Annotated in this window: 3 protein-coding genes and 1 pseudogene; 1 reads left to right on the top strand and 3 read right to left on the bottom strand. The window is 68.5% G+C overall.

The annotated features are described in order from the left end of the window. The coding region (locus JWQ05_RS13875) for a TonB-dependent receptor (protein WP_299659225.1) at positions 1-1,692 on the top strand (1,692 nt) is incomplete at its 5' end. Positions 1,693-1,757: 65 nt separating this feature from the next. Here JWQ05_RS13875 and JWQ05_RS13880 read toward each other — a convergent pair. From JWQ05_RS13880 to JWQ05_RS13890, 3 genes and pseudogenes are all read right to left on the bottom strand, one after another. After that, complete coding sequence (locus JWQ05_RS13880; RefSeq protein ID WP_299659228.1) at positions 1,758-2,657, bottom strand: amidohydrolase family protein; 900 nt, start codon at positions 2,655-2,657, stop codon at positions 1,758-1,760. Next, entirely contained in the window at positions 2,650-3,960 is a 1,311-nt protein-coding gene (locus JWQ05_RS13885) for an MFS transporter (RefSeq protein WP_299659231.1), read from the bottom strand. Before JWQ05_RS13885 ends, JWQ05_RS13880 begins: the two co-directional genes overlap by 8 nt. A gap of 289 nt (positions 3,961-4,249) precedes the next feature. Then, a pseudogene (locus tag JWQ05_RS13890) lies at positions 4,250-4,364 on the bottom strand (cytochrome c); the annotation flags it as partial.

A 4,364-nucleotide genomic window follows, 5' to 3' on the forward strand; every position in this document is an offset into this window, starting at 1 on the left:
GGCTATGCCGACCTGAACTTCCTCATCCCCGAACTCGTCGGCGCGGTGGAGTTCCACAAGGGGCCGTATTTCGTGCGCGACGGCGACTTCGCCTCCGCCGGCTCGGTGCGGATCGACTATCTCGACAAGGTCGACCGCAACCTCGCGCTGACCTCGTTCGGCAGCTTCGGCTACAGGCGGGCGCTGACCATCGCCTCGGCGCCGCTGGCACAGGGAAATCTTCTCGTGGCGGGCGAAGCCCAGACCTACGACGGCCCCTGGGACGTGCCGGACCGGCTGCGCAAGCTCAACGGCGTGGTGCGCTATAGCCAGGGTACGGCGCTCGACGGCTTCGCCCTGACCGGCATGGCCTATTGGGCGAAGTGGAACGCCACCAACCAGATCCCGGAGCGGGCGGTGGCGGAGGGGATCATCGGTCGCTACGGCACGCTGAACCCCACCGATGGCGGCGACACCGGGCGCTTCTCGCTGTCCGGACGCTGGAGCCGGACGAGCGACATCGGGATCACCCGGGCGAATGCCTACGTGATCCGCTACGGGATGAACCTGTTCAACGACTTCACGTACTTCCTCAACGATCCGGTGAACGGCGATCAGTTCCGCCAGCGCGACAGCCGCGTGCTCGGCGGCGGCGAGGTCAGCCACACCTTCCAGGGCGACCTGTTCGGCTTGCCGATGGAGAACGAGATCGGGGTCCAGACGCGCACCGACAGCATCCGGGTGGGGCTGTCCGACACCGCGAACCGGCAGGTCCAGTCGACCGTCCTCGACGACCGCGTGCTGGAGGCGAGCGCGGCATTCTACTACGAGAACCGGATGCGCTGGACCGACTGGCTGCGCACCAGCGTGGGCTTTCGCGCGGACGGATTCTACGCCGATGTCCGCTCCGACACCCAGGCCAATTCGGGCGGCGCGCGGGACGGTGTCGTCAACCCCAAGCTCGGCCTCGTGCTGGGGCCCTGGTTCGACACCGAGCTATTCGTGAATTACGGCGGCGGCTTCCACTCGAACGACGCGCGCGGCGTCACCGCCACGGTCGATCCGGCGAGCCCCCTCTTCAACATCAGCCGCTCGCCCTTCCTCGTGCCCTCGACGGGCTCCGAGATCGGCTTTCGCAATCGCAGCATCACCGGTCTCGAGACGGCGCTGGTCCTGTTCCAGCTCGACTTCGCGTCCGAGAACCTGTTCCAGGGCGATACCGGCACCACCGAGCCGAGCCGCCCGACCCGCCGCTTCGGCGTGGAATGGACCAACCGCTACGCGGTGACGCCCTGGCTCTCGCTGGAAGGCGACCTCACGATCACCCATGCGCGCTTCTCGGACCGGGACCCGGCCGGCAACCGGGTGCCCGAGGCACCCACCACCATCGCGTCGGCCGGCTTCACCTTCGGGGAGGGGCTGGGTTGGTTCGGCGCGATGCGTTTACGCTACTTCGGCGCCCGCCCCCTGATCGAGGACAATTCCGTCCGCTCGAAGCCGACCGCGCTCCTCAACGGGCGCGTCGGCTACAACTTCGCGAACGGGATCAGCCTCTCCCTCGACGTGCTCAACCTGACCAACGCCAAGGCCGACCAGATCACCTATTTCTACACTTCGCGCCTGCCCGGCGAGGCCGCGGAGGGGGTGGCCGACCGGCATTTCCACCCGGTCGAGCCGACGGCCGTCCGGCTGACGCTGGCCGGGCGGTTCTAAACGGCTTCGCCTGCACGGCGCGAAAATCGGCTCCGTAGGAGCACCCGACATCGACGGTCGAACGGTCAGATCCGTGCAGGAAAGCCGTAGAGGCTGTGCGCGTTCTCGACGAAGAGCTTCCGCCGCCTCGCCGGATCCGGAACCCAGTCCGCCATCAGGTCGAGGAGGTCGCCGATGGCGGGCATCGGCCCCCACGTCGCCACGTGCGGCCAGTCCGAGCCCCAGAGGCAGCGGTCCGGCGCGGCATCGTTGAGCGCCCGCGCGAAGGGAATGGTGTCGGCATAGGGCGGACCCGCCGTCGAGTTTCGGAACGCCCCCTGCAGCTTCACCCAGGCACCATCGCGGACGAGGGAGACGAGGGTGCGAAAGCCCGGATCGTCGAGGCCCGCCGACGTCGGAAAATGCCCCATGTGGTCGACGACGACCGGCACGGGCAGGCGGGCGAGACGCGTTGCGACGGGCGGGAGATCGCGCGCGTCGAGAAGAAACTGCAGGTGCCAGCCCATCTCCCGCGCGAGCGCGCCGTAGGCCTCCACCTCCTGCAGGCCGACGCCGCCGCCATAGAGCACGTTAAGGCGCAGGCCCACCACGCCCGCTTCCTGAAGGGCCGCGAGGTCCGCGTCGGGCAGGCCGAGCGGAATCACCGCGATGCCGCGCAGGCGCTGCCGATGCGCCCGCAACGCCGCGAGCAGGAGACGATTGTCGGTGCCATGCACGCTCACCTGGACGAGGACGCCGTAGGTCATGCCCGTGGCGTCGAGCATCGCGAGGTAGTCCTCGGCCGTCGCCGGAGGAGGCGTGTAGCTGCGAGGCCGGACGAACGGGAACTCCGGCGGTATCCCGATCACATGGGCATGCGTGTCGACGGCACCGGGCGGGACCGCGTAACGCGTCGGCCCCAGCGGATAGGGCTGCGGGGCCGGACAATCCGGCGCCTCGTCGAGCGAGGGGAAAGCCTCACGCATCGGCATGGAGAATTCGACCCCGGGTTTCCGGCAGCGCGTAGGCGGCTGCGAAGAACAGGACGTACGCACCCACCGCGAACAGGCAGATCGCGTTGGCCAATGTCGTCGTCTGCGACAGGTAGCCGACGAGGAAGGGAAACAGGGCGCCGACGCCACGTCCGAAATTGTAGCAGAACCCCTGCCCCGAGCCCCTGAGGCGGGTGGGGTAGAGTTCCGTGAGGAAGGCGCCCATCCCGGAAAAGTAGCCGGAGGCGAAGAAGCCCAGGGGGAAACCGAGCGCCCACAGCATCTCGTTCGAGAGCGGCACCTGCGTGTAGACGAGGATCACCGCGATGGCGCCGAGCGAGAACACCAGGAACAGCTTGCGGCGGCCATACCGGTCGGCGAACCAGGCGCCCACGAGGTAGCCGACGAACGAACCGGCGATCAGTGCGGCGAGATAGCCCGTCGACGAGACGATCGAGAGCTTGCGTTCCGTCGTCAGGAAGCGCGGCACCCAGAAGGTGATGGCATAGTAGCCGCCCTGGCACCCCGTCGCGACCAGGGAAGCCAGCACGGTCGTCTTCAGGATCGGTCCGGTGAAGATCTCCCACAGGGCCGGCCGGTCCCCAGTGGCCGCCGCCCTGGCTCGCGTCTCGGCCGCGACCGCCGGCTCCTCGACGAAGGCGCGCAGGTAGAACACGAGGAGCGCCGGCAGGGCACCGAGCGCGAACATCCAGCGCCACGCCTGCTCGGGCGGCAGGAACGAGAACAGAGCGGCCTGTGCGAGCACGGCGAGACCCCAGCCGATCGCCCAGCCCGATTGCACCGAGCCGACGGCACGGCCGCGATACTGGGCGCGGATCGTCTCCCCCATCAGCACGGCTCCGGCCGCCCACTCGCCGCCGAAACCCAGGCCGAGCAGGGCGCGGCAGATCAGGAGCTGCTCGAAGTTCTGAACGAAGGCGCAGAGAAGCGAGAAGAAGGAGAACCACAGGATGGTGAATTGCAGCGTCCGCACCCGGCCGATCCGGTCGGCGAGGTAACCCGCCCCCCAGCCGCCGATCGCGGAGGCGAGGAGCGTGACCGTGCCAGCGAGGCCCGCGGTGCCGGGATCGACGTTCCAGAGCTTGATGATGGTGCCGATGACGAGCGGATAGATCATGAAGTCCATGCCATCGAGCGCCCAACCGGCCGCGCACGCCCAGAAGGTGCGCCGCTCGGGCGTCGTCATGTCTCCGTAGAAGCCGGTGAGGCTGGTATCGTCGATGGGAACGGCTGCGGGTATGGGCCCTCCGGCCTGATCCTTGGTCGCAACCGCCATCTCGGCTCCTATCTCGTCCCGGTCCGGGGCTCGGTGCAGCCCCTCGCGGGGGCGTGACCGATGCGTCTGCGAACCGGCGCGGTTTTGCTGCCTCGCCGGATGCCTGGGCTTTCTCCCTCCGCAGGCGCTGGGACGAACGCTGCGGAATCGGTCCAAGGCCTCGTCATTCTGCGCACACCGCCGGAGGGCGCAAGAGCCGACCGTCTCGCTTGAGCGCTGAGATATCGAGCTACGCGATCCCGACCGGGGCGCGCGGGCGGTGCATCCGGACTGGCTTGAGCCGGCAGGATCAGCGCGCGCCGATCGGCACGTCGGGCCGTACGTCTGGAGTGAAACCGTCCCGGTTCGGCATCCGAACCTTCGGGAGGGTGTCGGCGTCCAGCACGGAATCGTCCGGCAGAATG

The organism is Methylobacterium sp., assembly GCF_028290105.1.
In the GTDB taxonomy this organism is placed as follows: Bacteria; Pseudomonadota; Alphaproteobacteria; order Rhizobiales; family Beijerinckiaceae; genus Methylobacterium.